Annotated in this window: 15 protein-coding genes and 1 other annotated feature; of the genes, 13 read left to right on the forward strand and 2 right to left on the reverse strand. The window is 46.7% G+C overall.

All coding sequences use genetic code 11. The annotated features are described in order from the left end of the window. Nucleotides 1–13: 13 nt before the first annotated feature. Together ytxC and thrS are read left to right on the forward strand one after the other, a co-directional pair. Nucleotides 14–844: a putative sporulation protein YtxC gene (gene ytxC, locus ACWHAR_RS01040; RefSeq protein WP_015240356.1), complete on the forward strand. Its 831-nt coding sequence runs from the start codon at nucleotides 14–16 to the stop codon at nucleotides 842–844. A gap of 412 nt (nucleotides 845–1,256) precedes the next feature. After that, nucleotides 1,257–3,188, forward strand: coding sequence for a threonine--tRNA ligase (thrS, locus tag ACWHAR_RS01045; protein ID WP_012118154.1), 1,932 nt, complete (start codon nucleotides 1,257–1,259; stop codon nucleotides 3,186–3,188). Between the two features lie 54 nt (nucleotides 3,189–3,242). Here the strand turns inward: thrS and ACWHAR_RS01050 are convergent, their stop codons facing one another. Beyond that, nucleotides 3,243–4,037 carry an HAD family hydrolase gene (locus ACWHAR_RS01050; protein WP_032873721.1) on the reverse strand — a complete coding sequence of 265 codons (795 nt, stop codon included), beginning with the start codon at nucleotides 4,035–4,037 and terminating at the stop codon, nucleotides 3,243–3,245. A gap of 186 nt (nucleotides 4,038–4,223) precedes the next feature. On the opposite strand from ACWHAR_RS01050, the gene ACWHAR_RS01055 reads away from it, so the two are divergent. From ACWHAR_RS01055 to ACWHAR_RS01090, 8 genes are all read left to right on the forward strand, one after another. Beyond that, complete coding sequence (locus ACWHAR_RS01055) at nucleotides 4,224–6,005, forward strand: sensor histidine kinase (protein ID WP_032873724.1); 1,782 nt, start codon at nucleotides 4,224–4,226, stop codon at nucleotides 6,003–6,005. Continuing rightward, on the forward strand, nucleotides 5,983–6,717 hold the full coding sequence (locus ACWHAR_RS01060) for a LytR/AlgR family response regulator transcription factor (RefSeq protein ID WP_032873726.1): 735 nt from the start codon (nucleotides 5,983–5,985) through the stop codon (nucleotides 6,715–6,717). The genes ACWHAR_RS01055 and ACWHAR_RS01060 overlap by 23 nt, the downstream gene beginning before the upstream one ends. A 129-nt stretch (nucleotides 6,718–6,846) precedes the next feature. Then, a complete protein-coding gene (gene lrgA, locus ACWHAR_RS01065) occupies nucleotides 6,847–7,284 on the forward strand; it encodes an antiholin-like murein hydrolase modulator LrgA (protein ID WP_032873728.1) in 438 nt (145 codons plus the stop codon). A gap of 12 nt (nucleotides 7,285–7,296) precedes the next feature. Continuing rightward, nucleotides 7,297–7,980, forward strand: a complete 684-nt coding sequence (lrgB, locus tag ACWHAR_RS01070; protein ID WP_007408093.1) for an antiholin-like protein LrgB — start codon at nucleotides 7,297–7,299, stop codon at nucleotides 7,978–7,980. 181 nt (nucleotides 7,981–8,161) lie between these two features. Next, nucleotides 8,162–8,292 (forward strand) — a sequence feature (ribosomal protein L20 leader region). 58 nt (nucleotides 8,293–8,350) lie between these two features. Next, a complete protein-coding gene (gene infC / locus ACWHAR_RS01075; RefSeq protein WP_071543361.1) occupies nucleotides 8,351–8,872 on the forward strand; it encodes a translation initiation factor IF-3 in 522 nt (173 codons plus the stop codon). A 12-nt stretch (nucleotides 8,873–8,884) separates the two neighbouring features. Beyond that, nucleotides 8,885–9,085, forward strand: coding sequence for a 50S ribosomal protein L35 (rpmI, locus tag ACWHAR_RS01080; protein ID WP_003152493.1), 201 nt, complete (start codon nucleotides 8,885–8,887; stop codon nucleotides 9,083–9,085). A gap of 31 nt (nucleotides 9,086–9,116) precedes the next feature. Next, on the forward strand, nucleotides 9,117–9,476 hold the full coding sequence (gene rplT, locus ACWHAR_RS01085) for a 50S ribosomal protein L20 (RefSeq protein WP_007613019.1): 360 nt from the start codon (nucleotides 9,117–9,119) through the stop codon (nucleotides 9,474–9,476). 57 nt (nucleotides 9,477–9,533) lie between these two features. Then, entirely contained in the window at nucleotides 9,534–9,800 is a 267-nt protein-coding gene (locus ACWHAR_RS01090; protein ID WP_007613018.1) for a DUF1294 domain-containing protein, read from the forward strand. A 13-nt stretch (nucleotides 9,801–9,813) separates the two neighbouring features. Here ACWHAR_RS01090 and ACWHAR_RS01095 read toward each other — a convergent pair whose 3' ends face one another. Further along, a complete protein-coding gene (locus ACWHAR_RS01095) occupies nucleotides 9,814–10,206 on the reverse strand; it encodes a hypothetical protein (RefSeq protein ID WP_003152498.1) in 393 nt (130 codons plus the stop codon). A gap of 183 nt (nucleotides 10,207–10,389) precedes the next feature. Here ACWHAR_RS01095 and ACWHAR_RS01100 point away from each other — a divergent pair, with 183 nt between their 5' ends. The 3 genes from ACWHAR_RS01100 (at nucleotide 10,390) to araA (ending at nucleotide 14,262) form a co-directional block, all read left to right on the forward strand. After that, entirely contained in the window at nucleotides 10,390–11,475 is a 1,086-nt protein-coding gene (locus tag ACWHAR_RS01100; RefSeq protein ID WP_007408096.1) for a M42 family metallopeptidase, read from the forward strand. Between the two features lie 142 nt (nucleotides 11,476–11,617). Then, nucleotides 11,618–12,583 carry a glycoside hydrolase family 43 protein gene (locus ACWHAR_RS01105; protein ID WP_032873730.1) on the forward strand — a complete coding sequence of 322 codons (966 nt, stop codon included), beginning with the start codon at nucleotides 11,618–11,620 and terminating at the stop codon, nucleotides 12,581–12,583. A gap of 185 nt (nucleotides 12,584–12,768) precedes the next feature. Further along, complete coding sequence (gene araA / locus ACWHAR_RS01110) at nucleotides 12,769–14,262, forward strand: L-arabinose isomerase (protein WP_032873733.1); 1,494 nt, start codon at nucleotides 12,769–12,771, stop codon at nucleotides 14,260–14,262. The last annotated feature ends 1 nt before the right edge of the window (nucleotide 14,263 follow it).

A 14,263-nucleotide genomic window follows, 5' to 3' on the forward strand; every position in this document is an offset into this window, starting at 1 on the left:
AGGGGGGACAAATATGCTTGAAGTGATCTTTGAAGATGACCACGATACCGCCGCTTTTTTACATCTCATTCAGCAATCGGACGACCGGAGACATTTTATTGTCCGTGAAGGCATAAAAAAAGTCGGAATCGCAAGGTCTGAAACGGCTTTTTGCGTTCAGCGCTTTATTGAGCCGATACTTGTCAGGTTTTTTTTGGAATGCAAAGAAGACGAGCATATGCTTTCGCTTATTGAGGATGCATACTGCTTCACCGATCAGGATGAACAGCAGCAAATCCTTCAGCTTGCACACAGCATTATGGAAGGAGAGCTTGATGATCATCCGTTCGAGCCGAAGAAAGAGCCGCGCACACAGTTTATTTCAGATGCACTCCGGACGATTTCACTTGATGCGGGTGTTTTTTCCGTGCGTTCGTTTCAGACGTTCCGGCTCGGCAGGTATTATGAGCGGCTCAGAGAATACGCGGAGGCTGCGATAGATGAATACCGGATGGAACAGGAATATCAAAACTTTATCCAGTCTCTGAGAGATTATGTGACATCCAATCCGCCGCGGATGAAGAAAGTCCGCATCGTACATGACCGGGCTTTTACGCTGTGGGAGCTGCGCTATTTGTCAGAACGGGAACAGAAAAAATACATAGACAGACGGTTTGTGCGGGAGCACCCGATGTATATAGATTCCCATCTCCTTGCGCCTCTGATCTCCATTGCGCCTGAGACGGTAGAACTGTATACGGACAAACCGGAGCATATGATGTCCAGAACGATTCAAAACGTGTTTCAGGAGAGGGTGCGCCTTTTCCCGCTGGGCGCGTTTGCAGCCGAGAAGACGGAAGGATAGCCGTACGGACGGCCTTGCGTAGGCGGCAGGGCTGTCTGTGCGAAATCAGACGGAAAAAACCGAGTTGCATTTTTCTCGCAGACATTTTATAATACATAAAAGATTAATGATTGCTACACGTATTGATAAGGACATGAAGCATTGATACCGGCTTTATAAGAGAGGAGAGCCCTAGGCTGAAAGCTTTCCAGCTATGGATCATTGTCTTTACCGCCTTTGAACTTCAGCTGTGAACGCCGGAAGAAGCGCCAGTAATAGCTGACGGGAACTCCCGTTACAGAGTTTAGAGCCGCAGGTGCCGAAACAATCGACCGCGCGGAAAAAAGGGTGGAACCACGATTCCGTTTATTTAACCTCGTCCCTTTCATAGGGGGCGGGGTTTTTGATTTGCATAAAAAAAGGAGTGACGAAGATGTCAGATATGATCAACATCACATTTCCGGACGGAGCGGTAAAGGAATTTCCGAAAGGAACCACAACAGAAGATATCGCGGCATCCATCAGTCCGGGATTAAAGAAAAAGTCTTTAGCCGGAAAACTGAACGGACAGGAAATTGATTTAAGAACGCCGATTCAAGAGGACGGTGCCGTAGAAATCATTACAGAAGGCACAGAAGAAGGCTTGAACATCATGCGGCACAGCACGGCGCATTTATTGGCCCAGGCGATTAAACGCATTTATAAAGATGTGAAATTCGGAGTCGGCCCCGTCATTGAAAACGGGTTCTATTATGACGTTGAAATGGAGCAGGCGCTGACGCCGGATGACCTTCCGAAGATTGAAAAAGAAATGAAACGCATCGTCGGTGAAAATCTGCCGATTATCCGAAAAGAAGTGAGCCGTGATGAAGCAAAAGCCATGTTTGCGGAAATCGGCGATAATCTGAAGCTTGAACTGCTGGATGCCATCCCAGAAGACGAAACGGTCTCCATTTATGAGCAGGGCGAATTTTTTGACCTGTGCCGCGGCGTGCACGTGCCGTCTACAGGCAAAATTAAAGAATTTAAGCTGTTGAGCCTTGCGGGCGCGTACTGGCGCGGCGACAGCAAAAACCAAATGCTTCAGCGCATTTACGGCACGGCCTTCTTTAAAAAGGATGACTTGAAAGAGCATTTGCGGATGCTTGAAGAAGCGAAAGAGCGTGACCACCGAAAACTGGGCAAAGAATTAAAATTGTTCGCCAACTCTCAAAAAGTCGGACAAGGCCTGCCGCTCTGGCTGCCGAAAGGCGCGACCATCCGACGCGTGATCGAGCGCTACATTGTGGATAAAGAGCTGAGCCTCGGTTATGAGCACGTCTATACGCCTGTTCTCGGAAGCAAAGACCTGTACGAAACATCAGGGCACTGGGATCATTATCAGGATACGATGTTTCCGCCGATGGAAATGGACAATGAAACACTCGTGCTCCGTCCGATGAACTGTCCTCACCATATGATGATTTACAAACAGGACATTCACAGCTACCGCGAGCTCCCGATCCGCATCGCCGAGCTGGGAACGATGCATCGTTATGAAATGTCCGGGGCGCTTTCAGGTCTTCAGCGCGTACGCGGCATGACGTTAAATGACGCGCACATTTTCGTCCGCCCTGACCAGATTAAAGAAGAATTCATCCGCACGGTCCGTTTGATTCAAGACGTATACGAAGACTTCGGCCTGAATGATTACACATTCCGCCTGTCTTACCGCGATCCTGAAGATACGGAAAAATATTTTGATGATGATGAGATGTGGAACAAAGCGCAGTCCATGCTGAAAGCGGCAATGGATGAGATGGGGCACGACTACTATGAAGCGGAAGGCGAAGCGGCGTTTTACGGCCCTAAGCTTGACGTGCAGGTGAAAACGGCGATCGGCAAAGAAGAGACATTGTCAACTGTACAGCTTGACTTCCTTCTTCCGGAACGCTTTGATCTCACTTACGTCGGAGAAGACGGCAAACAGCACCGTCCTGTCGTTATTCACCGCGGCGTCGTGTCAACGATGGAGCGTTTCGTTGCTTTCTTAATCGAAGAGCACAAAGGCGCCCTTCCGACATGGCTTGCGCCGGTGCAGTTCCAAGTCATTCCTGTTTCACCGTCCGTGCATCTTGACTATGCGAAAAAAGTGCAGGAGCGCCTGCAGCGTGAAGGCCTGCGTGTCGAGCTTGACAGCCGGGACGAAAAAATCGGCTATAAAATCCGTGAAGCGCAAATGCAAAAAATCCCGTACATGCTTGTGGTCGGTGACCAAGAAGCGGAAAACGGCGCGGTAAACGTCCGGAAATACGGCGAGCAGAAATCAGAAACCGTCTCATTGGACGATTTTGTGAAAAAGGCTGTAGCCGAAGCGAAAAAATAACCAGAAATACAAAAAACCCCGTTCATCCAGAATGGGGTTTTTTTGCGTATAAAATTATCTTTCTTTTTGTTTCTCTATAATTGCAAACAGCTCGTGAAGATCGCTGATCACGTAATCAGGCGCAATGTCCGTATCATTTTTCTTTTGCGTCCGGTTTACCCAGACTGTTGTAATACCTGCCCGTTTCGCTCCCAATATATCAGTATTGAGGTTATCTCCGACCATAATGGCGTCTTCTTTTTCCAGGTTCAGGAGGCCGAGGCAATGTTCGAATATGGAGGCGTCGGGTTTCCCTTTTCCGAAAGCGCCTGAGATGACGATTTCATTAAAATAAGGCGCGAGCTCAGGAACGCCGGCGAGTTTTTCTTTCTGCAGGCTGGGATCGCCGTTTGTCAGCAGAAGCAATTCATAAACACCTTTCAGCTTATCAAGCACTGCAAACGTTTCATCATACACGTACGGCCGCTGTCTGCGTTCCGCCGCGAAAAACTCCGCCAAATATTCGCCGTAAGCCGCATCGTCTATACCGACACTTTTTAAGCCGTTCGTCCAGGCGTTTCGTCTGTATTCCGGCGCAATCCGATTCAGCTGTTTAAATCCTTCGCTGACCGGCTCGGAAAAATTCGCCCATAATCCTTCAAACGGATTAATGCCGATCATGACCGTATAAGGATAGGTTTCGTATGACATATACAATTCCCGTGCCGCTTTCCGAACCGCCTCTTCAAATGTATGCGGGTCAAGGCCATATTTTTTTTCCGCTTGTAAACATGTTTCCCTGAATGTTGTTCTGACGCTTTTTTCATCCCATAACAGTGTATCGTCCAAATCAAAAAATACGGCTTTCATGATCTTCTCCTCTTTGTTATATTCTGAAACTCTCTGCCGCAAGGCTCCCGTTTATTCTACAATAGATATATAGACTGTGAAAGATTTGTTTTCAGATGATTTGAAAAAAACAGGCAGGTTTGTGTCAGATTCTGTCTCAGGCTCTAAAACGTGATAAAATAAAATTTGAAAGAACAGGTGAAAAGTATGCTGCATTTGATCATCATGATGCTGGAAAGAGTCGGAATTATCGTCATATTGGGATTTGTTCTGGCTCATACCAGATTGTTCAGACAGGCGCTCCAGCAGCCTGAGAGCTATAAAGGCAAAGCGGTGCTGATTTCAATTTTCTCGCTGTTCAGTATCATCAGCAACTATACGGGAATAGAAATTCAGCGGAATACAATCATGAATAATGACTGGGTGTTTCAAATTAATCCGTCCGGTTCAATTGCCAATACAAGAATTATGGGCGTTGAAATCGGCGGACTCTTAGGCGGCCCGTATGTGGGGATCGGCGTCGGCATACTGGCCGGCCTGCATCGTTTATCACTCGGCGGCGCGACCGCAGTCAGCTGTGCCGTCTCATCCGTTTTAGCGGGCATTTTGTCCGGCTGGATCGGACGGTATTTCAGAAAACGCTATGCGATGCCGACACCGCGGGTGGCCGCGCTTGTCGGACTCGGGATGGAATCACTGCAAATGCTGCTCATCCTCTTGATGGCCAAGCCGTTTTCTGATGCTTGGACGCTTGTGAGCATCATCGGCATCCCGATGATATTGGTAAACGGGTCAGGGACTTTTATTTTTCTTTCGATCATTCAGTCGATTATCAGGAAGGAAGAACGGGCGAGAGCCCTTGAAACCCATAGGGTGCTGATGATTGCCGATCAGACGCTTCCGTTTTTCCGCCAGGGGCTGAATGAAAGCTCATGCAAAAGCGTCGCCGCCATCATCCACAGGCAAACAGGAACGGACGCGGTATCGCTTACGGATAACGAAAAGATTTTGGCGCACGTCGGCGCGGGTGCCGACCATCATATTCCGTCTGAAAGCCTGATTACCGGATTGTCAAAGCGCGTCATTAAAACGGGTCATATTATGAAAGCGACATCAAAGGAAGAAATTGAATGCACGCACGATCCTTGTCCGCTGCATGCGGCGATTGTATTGCCGCTGACGTCAAACGGCAAAACGATCGGGACGCTGAAAATGTACTTTAAAAGCCCGTCAGGTTTAAGCCGGGTTGAAGAAGAGCTTGCAGAAGGACTCGCCATGCTGTTTTCCACCCAGCTTGAACTCGGCGAGGCGGAACTGCAGAGCAAATTGCTGAAAGACGCAGAAATAAAGGCGCTTCAAGCACAGGTCAATCCGCATTTTCTGTTTAATGCGATCAATACGATTTCTGCTCTTTGCCGTACGGATGTGGAAAAAACCCGAAAGCTTCTGCTGCAGCTCAGCGTCTATTTCCGTTCCAATCTGCAGGGGGCAAGGCAGCTGCTCATCCCGCTTTCTAAAGAACTAAACCATCTGCAGGCATATTTATCATTGGAGCAGGCCCGTTTTCCCGGGAAATATAAAATCAGCCTTGAAATCGAACGCGGTTTGGAGGACATCGAAATTCCTCCTTTTGTGCTGCAGATCCTCGTCGAAAATGCGCTCCGCCATGCATTTTCAAGAAAGCAGGACAGCTGTGCCGTCAATGTCAGCGTGGTATCCGCCCGTCAGTCGGTTTTAATGCGGGTTGGAGATAACGGGCGGGGAATTGATCCGGAATTGCTGTCCGTGCTCGGAAACCGTCCGCTCCCGTCTAAAGAAGGGACGGGAACCGCGCTTTACAATTTAAATCAGCGGCTGATCGGGCTGTTCGGCCCCAAAGCAGCCCTGCGATTGGAAAGTGAGGCCGGCAAAGGTACGGACGTATCATTTGAGCTGCCTTTGAAACTGATGACTAAAGGAGAAGAACATGCTGAAGGTGTTAATCGTTGATGATGAAATGCTGGCAAGAGATGAATTAGCTTATTTGCTGAAACGGACGAATGAAGTAAGTGACATAAACGAAGCAGAAAATATTGAATCCGCTTTTGACAGCATGATGGATCAAAAACCGGATCTGCTGTTTTTGGACGTTGATTTGTCAGGAGAAAACGGATTTGACATTGCCAAACGGCTGAAAAACATGAAAAATCCGCCGGCCGTCGTTTTTGCGACGGCGTATGACCAATTTGCTTTAAAAGCTTTTGAAGTCGACGCGCTCGATTATTTAACGAAGCCTTTTGATGAAGAAAGAGTGCGCCAGACGATCAGAAAGTTTAAAAGAGTGAAGCAGGACAGGGCAGGAGGCGTCTCAGAGCAGCCGTCCGCAGCCGGAGCGCATAAACTGGCTGTATCAGCCGGTGAATCTATTGTCATTTTAGATACGAAGGACATTATTTTCGCCGGCATGGAAGACGGGCACGTTTCCGTCAAAACGTTTGCCGCGTCTTATTCCGTTCATGAAACTTTGGCTGTCATTGAGAAAAAACTGCCTGATACGGGGTTCTTGAGAGTGCACCGCGCGTTCATCGTGAATACGGAGCATATTACGGAAATTCATCCGTGGTTTAATTCGACGTACAATCTTATCTTAAAAGACGGCTCTAAAATTCCCGTCAGCCGTACATACGCCAAGGACTTAAAAAAGCTGCTTCATATTATATGAGGCGGCTTTTGCATTTCAGCAGCCGTTTTTTGCATTTCAGAATGAATATTCAGCCGTTTACTATGAAAGCGCTTTAAATATCGATTTCTCTTTTATAATGGACCTAACAAAGAGAAAGAGGTGAAGAAAATGAGTGCGAAAAAAGTGTACGGATTTCTGACACAAGCATTTATTTTTGCCGTAATTATGCTCATATCTAATGGGATTGCAGCGATTGTCCCCATTCCTATACCCGCTTCCGTAGTAGGTTTGGTGTTATTATTTGTCCTCTTATGTCTGAAAGTGATTAAGCTTGAACAAGTAGAAACGCTGGGAACATCATTAACGTCACTGATCGGATTTTTATTTGTCCCGTCGGGCATCTCCGTGATGAATTCACTTGGCGTCATGCAGCAGTACGGCGTGCAGATTGCACTCGTCATCTTACTCGCCACCATCATTCTGTTAGGGGCGACGGGCCTTTTTTCTCAGCTGATCTTGTCTGCCAGCCAAAAACGTCAGAAGGCAGCTCCTGAAAAACAAACGGTGCGCCGTTCCAATCAGGAAAAAGAACTTGTGCAGCATTAGGAGGGAAATCGGATGAGTCCATATTTCGGTATTGTCGTTTCACTTGCGGCCTTTGGCATCGGCACGTATTTATTTAAAAAAACGAGAGGCTTTTTCCTCTTCACCCCGCTGTTTGTCGCGATGGTGCTTGGAATCCTTTTTCTGAAGCTCGGCGGTTTTTCATATGAAGATTATAAAAGCGGAGGAGACATTATTAAATTCTTCCTGGAGCCCGCGACGATCGCTTTTGCCATCCCTTTATACAAACAGCGTGACAAACTGAAAAAATACTGGTGGCAGATCATGTCTTCTATCATTGTCGGCTCTATCTGCTCAGTGACGATTGTCTATTTGATCGCAAAAGGCATTCATCTTGACGCGGCCGTTATGAAAAGCATGCTTCCGCAGGCGGCGACAACGGCAATTGCCCTTCCGCTGTCAAAAGGAATCGGCGGCATCACCGATATCACCGCTTTCGCCGTTATTTTCAACGCCGTTATCGTCTATGCTCTGGGTGCTCTATTCTTAAAACTGTTTAAAGTAAAGCACCCAATCTCTAAAGGACTGGCTCTCGGCACATCAGGACACGCACTCGGTGTTGCGGTCGGTATTGAGATGGGGGAAGTAGAAGCGGCAATGGCAAGTATCGCGGTTGTCGTCGTAGGAGTGGTGACAGTGCTGGTCATTCCGGTATTCGTTCAGCTCATCGGAGGATAAACCCGGGTCATAGACCCGGGTTTTTTATTGTCCGGCAGCATCTGCAGGCGGCAAAGAACGAAATTTCACATTTTTCCTTGCGCTCACACTGGCATCGTGTTAAAATGAAAAAGTTGATCCGGAGAAGTCATTCTTGACTAATGATCCGGTATTGTGTAAAATAGTTATTGAATTGAATATAAATCACAAGCAGAGGCACCCGCTTCTCACCTGATTGACACATTCATGTAGTTGGCAGGTTGACCGTACATTTTTATTTATGCAGATGTTCGTAGTGTGGGTGTGTTGTCATGCCCGCACTTTTTGTTTGCCTGCAGAATGCAGTCAAAAAGCGTTGTGAATCAATTCGAAGAAACTATGGAGGTGGCTCATTATTAGCAAAGATCAATTGGTTAATGAGGGTATCCGTGCACGTGAAGTTCGTCTGATCGGACAAAATGGCGATCAGCTCGGCATCAAGTCCCGTCAGGAAGCACTTGAAATCGCCGGCCGCGCAAATCTTGACCTTGTGTTAGTTGCAGCAAATGCAAAACCGCCTGTCTGCCGCATCATGGACTACGGTAAGTTCAGATTCGAGCAGCAGAAAAAGGACAAAGAAGCACGCAAAAATCAAAAAATCATTAACTTAAAAGAAGTTAGATTAAGTCCGACGATCGATGAGCATGACTTTAACACGAAATTGCGCAATGCGATTAAATTCCTTGAAAAAGGCGATAAAGTGAAAGCTTCTATCCGCTTTAAAGGGCGCGCAATCACTCATAAAGAAATCGGCCAGCGCGTATTGGACCGTTTCTCTGAAGCATGTGCGGAAGTTGCGACAGTCGAAACAAAACCAAAAATGGACGGCCGCAGCATGTTCTTAATGCTCGCGCCGAAAAACGAAAAGCAATAAGGAGGAAATCCCATGCCAAAAATGAAAACTCACCGCGGATCTGCTAAACGTTTTAAAAAGACAGGTTCTGGGAAGTTAAAACGTTCTCATGCATATACAAGTCACTTATTCGCCAACAAATCCCAAAAGCAAAAGCGTAAGCTTCGCAAGGGTGCTATTGTAAGCGCAGGAGACTTCAAACGTATCAAACAACAGCTTGCTAACATCAAGTAATCGGACAAGGAACAATTAGGAGGGAAATATAATGCCAAGAGTAAAAGGCGGAACTGTGTCGCGTCAGCGTCGTAAAAAGGTTCTTAAATTAGCAAAAGGTTATTTCGGTTCAAAACATAGATTATACAAAGTAGCAAACCAGCAGGTCATGAAATCAGGAAACTATGCATTCCGTGACCGCCGTCAGAAAAAACGTGATTTCCGTAAGCTTTGGATCACTCGTATCAACGCTGCTGCACGTATGAACGGTCTTTCTTACAGCCGTTTAATGCACGGTCTTAAGCTTTCAGGCATCGAAGTAAACCGCAAAATGCTTGCTGATCTTGCTGTAAACGATCTTACTGCTTTCAATCAGCTTGCTGATGCTGCTAAAGCTCAGTTAGACAAGTAAGTTGAAAAAGCCGCTCTCTTTCCGGGAGCGGTTTTTTTACGTAAAGGGTGACAATCAATGGCTCTCTTCATTTACGCCGTATTGATAAACGGATACGGCTTTTGGATCATGGGCGCTGATAAAAGAAGAGCAAAGGCACACCGGTGGAGAATATCAGAGAAACGAATATGGCTCACAGCCGCCATGTTCGGCTCACTCGGCGTATGGATCGGCATGCGCACCTTCAGGCATAAGACGAAACACAAATCCTTTTTATACGGGGTGCCGCTGCTTTTTCTCACTGAAGCCGCCCTTGTGCTGATGTATTTGATGTATAAAACATAAAAAGCAGGAGAGCTTATCGCTCGCCTGCTTTTTTCGCTTTTTTGATGGGCTGGTCCCAATCAATCTTGCAATTCGGATACCGCTCCAATACCTTTTTTTCGACTTCTTCAAAATCACCTGCAGAAAAGCGGTTCAGCTTTTCCGGATTTTCGGTCCATACAAATATCGTATGAATAAACAGCGGATGATCTTTGGAAGGGATATGCTTTTCTCCTTCAAAGAGCACTCCTTTATAAGTAAGCTGGAGATTTTTTCGCGTGTTTTTCTGTTCGTCAATAAAATAAAAATTCTCTTTTGATTGTGCCAGTCTGAGCCTTCTTTTCGGGTTTGCGTAAAATTTGACGCACATGTAAATAAAATAAATAAGAAGTGCAAGCAAGACAATCCTCAATACTGTAATGGCCATATGTGTGAAGGCACCTCCTCACCTTTGTCATGATCTGATGTAATACGAAAAACAAAACAAAAGGTTTCATTTTTTTAAAAGAAATAGATAAAAACATTTACCCGTTTTTCAGGCGAATTAATCGTATGCTTCAGCATTGGTTTTGTATAATAAGAAGGGTAGTGAAAAAAAGGAGGTTTATTGATGACAAAATTAGATGAAACGCTCACCATGCTGAAAGCGTTAACGGATGCAAAAGGGATACCGGGAAATGAGAGAGAAGTAAGACAAGTGATGAAATCATACATAGAACCATTTGCCGATGACGTCACAACAGACCGGCTGGGAAGCTTAATCGCCAAAAAAACCGGCAAAGAAAACGGTCCGAAAATCATGATCTCAGGGCATTTAGACGAAGTCGGTTTTATGGTGACGCAAATCACTGATAAAGGCTTTCTCCGCTTTCAAACCGTCGGCGGCTGGTGGTCTCAGGTCATGCTGGCCCAGCGCGTCACCGTCGTGACAAAAAAAGGGGACATCACGGGGATCATCGGTTCGAAACCGCCTCACATTCTGCCTCCTGACGCCAGAAAAAAAGCCGCCGATATTAAAGAGATGTTCATCGATATCGGGGCGTCCAGCCGTGAAGAGGCAATGGAATGGGGCGTTCTTCCGGGTGACCAGATTGTGCCGTATTTTGAATTTACAGTGATGAACAATGAAAAGCATTTATTGGCGAAAGCATGGGACAACCGTATCGGCTGTGCGATTGCCATCGATGTATTAAAAAATCTGAAAAACAGTGATCACCCCAATGAAGTATACGGGGTCGGAACCGTTCAAGAAGAAGTCGGGCTGCGCGGGGCGAAAACAGCGGCACATACGATCCAGCCTGATATCGCGTTCGGTGTGGATGTCGGAATTGCCGGAGATACACCGGGAATTTCTGAAAAAGAGGCGCAAAGCAAAATCGGCGAAGGGCCGCAAATTATTCTGTATGACGCATCAATGGTATCTCACAAAGGGCTGCGCGACCTTGTCGTGAACACGGCGGAAGAAGCGGGAATTCCGTATCAATTCGATTCCATTGCCGGAGGGGGCACGGATTCAGGTTCCATTCACTTAACCGCAAACGGAGTGCCGGCGCTGTCCATTACGATCGCGACGCGCTACATTCACACTCATGCCGCTATTTTGCATCGGGATGATTATGAGAATACGGTAAAATTGATCACAGAAGTGATTAAAAAATTAGATCGGGAAACGGTTGACCGTATTACTTATCAATAAAGATACGGAAGAATCTGCTTTTTTAAGCAGATTCTTTTTTTTATATGTACAAATATGAGCCCTGCGTCTACAATAAGAGAAGACATAGAAAAATTTGACAACACGTTTTTGAAAGCGCTTTAAAAAAGGGGAGGATTTACAAATGAAAAACAGATTCAGACGCATGATCCGCTTTTCGTGCGCAGCCGTTACAGCCGGGCTGCTGATGATGTCTTCATCTCCGGCATCTGCCGCGTTTTGGGGGGCATCAAATGAATTGCTTCACGATCCGACAATGGCGAAGGAAGGAAACACGTGGTACGCTTTCGGAACCGGTTTGGAAGGGGAGAGGGGACTTCGCGTCTTAAAGGCGGGCAGCGGCGGCGTATGGACCGTTCAGAAATCAATTTTTAATTCTCCGCTGTCATGGTGGGGCAATTATGTGCCGAATTACGGGCTGAATCAATGGGCCCCCGATGTTCAATATTTTAACGGAAAGTATTGGCTGTATTATGCCGTTTCTTCATTCGGCAAAAATACCTCCTCGATCGGTCTTGCATCATCTGCAAGCCTCAGTTCGGGAAACTGGAAGGACGAAGGGCTCGTCATCCGTTCAACAAGCGCCAATAACTACAATGCAATTGATCCGGAGCTGACAATTGATAAAGACGGAAACCCTTGGCTTGCCTTCGGTTCTTTTTGGAGCGGCATTAAGCTGACAAAGCTTGATAAAAATACAATGAAACCGACGGGATCACTTTATTCCATCGCTGCCAGACCGAATAACGGCGGAGCTTTGGAAGCGCCGGCGATCACTTACCAGAACGGCTACTATTACTTAATGGTGTCGTTTGATAAATGCTGTTCAGGCGTGAATAGTACGTACAAAATCGCTTATGGAAGAAGCAAAAGCATCACCGGCCCATATCTCGATAAAAGCGGGAAAAGCATGTCTGAAGGCGGAGGGACGATTCTTGATTCCGGCAATGACCGCTGGAAAGGCCCGGGCGGTCAAGACATTGTGAACGGGAATATTTTAGTGCGTCATGCGTATGATGCCGAAAACAGCGGAATTCCGAAGATGCTCATCAATGATATCGATTGGAGTTCAGGCTGGCCTTCCTATTAATTGAGCAGCCGGGCATGTGTGTCCGGCTTTTTTACTTGCAATAAAAGATTGACAGTTTGATTCCTCCTTAACTATAATAAAATTGTTCGTACAAATAAAAGGATTAAAGTTTTGTAGTTTATATTCGTACGTATGTTTTTTTTAAAAATGCAAGCGCTTTATTTTGATGGGAAGGGGAAATGAATGTGCTTCAGAACAAAGAATATGAATTTTGGTTTGTAACGGGAAGCCAGCACTTATACGGAGAGGAAACGCTGAAGCTTGTCGATAAACACGCAAAGGGAATATGTGACGGCCTCAGCGGGGTGTCATCAAGATACAAGATCAGGCATAAACCGGTTGTCACGTCATCTGAAACAATCAGAGAGGTTTTGCGGGAAGCGCAGTATCAAGAAAACTGTGCCGGGGTCGTGACGTGGATGCATACATTTTCCCCTGCGAAAATGTGGATTGAAGGTCTTTCCGCTTTTCAAAAGCCGATGCTTCATCTGCATACCCAGTATCATCGCGACATCCCGTGGGAAACGATTGATATGGACTTTATGAACAGCAACCAATCCGCTCACGGAGACCGGGAATACGGATATATCCAGTCAAGAATGGGGCAGACGAGAAAAGTCATCGCAGGCTATTGGGATGATGAGGAAGTCAAACATGACATTTCGCAATGGATGAACACGGCTGCCGCTTGGAATGAAAGCAGGAATATTAAAGTAGCCCGGTTCGGCGACAATATGCGGAATGTGGCGGTTACTGACGGAGACAAAGTCGGCGCCCACATTCAATTCGGCTGGCAGGTTGACGGGTACGGAATCGGCGATCTTACCGAGGTGATGAACAACGTCACCGACGCAGAAATTGAGGCGCTTTATGAGGAATACGACAACTTGTATGTCATCAGCGACGAAACAAAACGGGATGAAGCAAAAGTTGCTTCCATTAAAGAACAGGCGAAAATTGAACTCGGATTAACGGCCTTTCTCGAACGGGGCGGATATACAGCGTTTTCGACCTCGTTTGAAGTTTTGCACGGAATGAAGCAGCTTCCGGGTCTTGCCGTTCAGCGTCTCATGGAAAAAGGGTACGGATTTGCCGGCGAAGGCGATTGGAAAACGGCTGTCCTTGTGCGAATGATGAAAATAATGGCGGACGGAGAACAAACCTCCTTCATGGAAGATTATACGTACCATTTTGAACCGGGGCGTGCGATGATTCTCGGATCACATATGCTTGAAGTATGTCCGACGATCGCCCTTGATCAGCCGAAAATCGAAGTTCATCCTCTCTCAATCGGAGGGAAGGAAGATCCGGCCCGGTTGGTCTTTAACGGAATCGGCGGTTCAGCCATCATCGCCAGCATCATTGATATCGGCGGGCGATTCCGTCTCATTCTGAATGAAGCGGAAGGCAGGGAAATTGATCATGATATGCCGAATCTCCCTGTGGCGCGGGTGCTGTGGAAGCCGGAGCCATCGCTGAAAACAGCTGCGGAAGCATGGATTTTGGCGGGAGGCGCCCATCATACCTGTATGTCCTTCCGGCTTACGGCTGAACAGATGCTTGACTGGGCTGAGATGGCAGGCATTGAAAGCATCTTTATTTCCCGCAATACCGAAATACATGAGCTGAAAAAAGAGCTGAAATGGAATGACGTATTATACCGGTTGGGAGGGAATTGAT

The sequence above is a fragment of the Bacillus sp. LR--39 genome, assembly GCF_053613335.1.

What these genes read in the sequence shown, in the direction of transcription:
- ACWHAR_RS01095 (WP_003152498.1), bottom strand. Translation starts at nt 10,206, where the DNA reads ATGGCCATTACAGTATTGAGGATTGTCTTGCTTGCACTTCTTATTTAT.
- ACWHAR_RS01100 (WP_007408096.1), top strand. Translation starts at nt 10,390, where the DNA reads ATGACAAAATTAGATGAAACGCTCACCATGCTGAAAGCGTTAACGGAT.
- rpmI (WP_003152493.1), top strand. Translation starts at nt 8,885, where the DNA reads ATGCCAAAAATGAAAACTCACCGCGGATCTGCTAAACGTTTTAAAAAG.
- ACWHAR_RS01050 (WP_032873721.1), bottom strand. Translation starts at nt 4,037, where the DNA reads ATGAAAGCCGTATTTTTTGATTTGGACGATACACTGTTATGGGATGAA.
- ACWHAR_RS01090 (WP_007613018.1), top strand. Translation starts at nt 9,534, where the DNA reads ATGGCTCTCTTCATTTACGCCGTATTGATAAACGGATACGGCTTTTGG.
- ACWHAR_RS01060 (WP_032873726.1), top strand. Translation starts at nt 5,983, where the DNA reads ATGCTGAAGGTGTTAATCGTTGATGATGAAATGCTGGCAAGAGATGAA.
- ACWHAR_RS01105 (WP_032873730.1), top strand. Translation starts at nt 11,618, where the DNA reads ATGAAAAACAGATTCAGACGCATGATCCGCTTTTCGTGCGCAGCCGTT.
- thrS (WP_012118154.1), top strand. Translation starts at nt 1,257, where the DNA reads ATGTCAGATATGATCAACATCACATTTCCGGACGGAGCGGTAAAGGAA.
- ytxC (WP_015240356.1), top strand. Translation starts at nt 14, where the DNA reads ATGCTTGAAGTGATCTTTGAAGATGACCACGATACCGCCGCTTTTTTA.
- lrgB (WP_007408093.1), top strand. Translation starts at nt 7,297, where the DNA reads ATGAGTCCATATTTCGGTATTGTCGTTTCACTTGCGGCCTTTGGCATC.
- ACWHAR_RS01055 (WP_032873724.1), top strand. Translation starts at nt 4,224, where the DNA reads ATGCTGCATTTGATCATCATGATGCTGGAAAGAGTCGGAATTATCGTC.
- lrgA (WP_032873728.1), top strand. Translation starts at nt 6,847, where the DNA reads ATGAGTGCGAAAAAAGTGTACGGATTTCTGACACAAGCATTTATTTTT.
- rplT (WP_007613019.1), top strand. Translation starts at nt 9,117, where the DNA reads ATGCCAAGAGTAAAAGGCGGAACTGTGTCGCGTCAGCGTCGTAAAAAG.